The following is a 650-nucleotide window of genomic DNA, read 5'->3' on the forward strand; positions in this document are numbered from 1 at the left end:
CCCGGCGACCCACCGGAATTGGTCTTCACCTGCGCCCCACTGATGGTCACGCCGCCAGCATCGATCTTGATGAAACTCCCGCCGGCCTTGGCCGTGAATTCCATGCCGCCTTCCAGCACCACCTTGTCGCCCGCGTAGTAGTGAATCTCCCTCCCGGCTTCGACGAACTGCGCCGTTCCGACCTTTACATGCTGGGTCGCGCCCACGGTCAGGTGGTCGTCGGCACGGGCTTCGGTCTTGCGGTCCAGGTGGGTGATGCGGTGTTCTTCGGCCTTGAACTCGCTGAAGGTGTTGGCTTCGACGGTGTCGTGGCGCTCGTTGCCCACTCGGATTTTCTGGTCGTGTTCGATGTTTTCATCCCAGTCGCGCTGGGCGTGCAGGTAGATCTGCTCGGCACCTTTCTTGTCTTCGATGCGAAATTCGTTGTAGCCCTTGCCACCCGACGAGCTGAGAGTTTTGAAGGTGCTGCGGGTCTTGTGAGCTGGCAGGTCGTAGGGGACGACGTTTTCCTTATGGAACAGGCAGCCGGTGATCAGCGGTTGGTCGGGATCGTTCTCGAAGAAGGTGACCAGCACTTCCATGCCGACTCGCGGGATGGCAATGCCGCCATAAGCGCTGCCCGCCCAACCGGTGGCGACCCGCAGCCAGCA

General features: G+C 61.4%; 1 protein-coding gene. It reads right to left on the bottom strand.

Annotation, left to right across the window (positions count from 1 at the left end; all coding sequences use genetic code 11):
• The coding region (locus tag K5D32_RS25810) for a bacteriophage T4 gp5 trimerisation domain-containing protein (RefSeq protein WP_221602337.1) at positions 1-650 on the bottom strand (650 nt) is incomplete at both ends.

This window comes from Pseudomonas cichorii (assembly GCF_019719005.1).
Classification (GTDB): domain Bacteria; phylum Pseudomonadota; class Gammaproteobacteria; order Pseudomonadales; family Pseudomonadaceae; genus Aquipseudomonas; species Aquipseudomonas cichorii_E.